This window comes from Vibrio sp. 811, from assembly GCF_033339195.1.
This window is the reverse complement of the sequence record NZ_JAWOUB010000715.1, coordinates 1-571: the sequence shown is the minus strand read 5'-3', so window position 1 is coordinate 571 and position 571 is coordinate 1. Positions and strand designations below refer to the sequence as shown.

The following is a 571-nucleotide window of genomic DNA, read 5'->3' as shown; positions in this document are numbered from 1 at the left end:
TTATGCCTGATGAGTTATACCAACATCACCAAGACCTTCTAGCACAAATCGAAGCATTGGATTGCTCTGATGAACGTCTGGATGAATTGGCTCAAGAAGTGGAACAGAAATACCAAAGCTTCCTGACTCAAGCGGAAAAGCTGCATAAATCACGCAGCCGTTACGCAAAAGAACTGAACAAGCTGATCACGCAAAGCATGCACGAACTGAGCATGGAAAAAGCCGTCTTCAGTATTGAAGTAAACAACGAAAACACACATCCGTCGCCATTGGGTATGGACAGTGTGTGCTTCTTGGTCTCCACTAACCCGGGGCAACCTTTACAACCAATTGCGAAAGTTGCGTCAGGTGGTGAGTTGTCCCGTATCTCGCTAGCGATCCAAGTGATCACTGCTCAAAAAGTAGATACGCCAAGTTTGATCTTCGATGAGGTGGACGTGGGTATTAGTGGCCCAACAGCTGCGGTAGTAGGCAAAATGCTACGCAAGCTTGGAGAATCGACTCAAGTCATGTGCGTCACCCACTTACCGCAAGTAGCAGGTTGTGGCCACCAACAAATGTTTGTCGCAAA

At 47.3% G+C, this 571-nt stretch carries 1 pseudogene; it reads left to right on the top strand.

The features are described from left to right. A pseudogene (locus R7Q46_RS29005) lies at positions 1-571 on the top strand (DNA repair protein RecN); the annotation flags it as partial.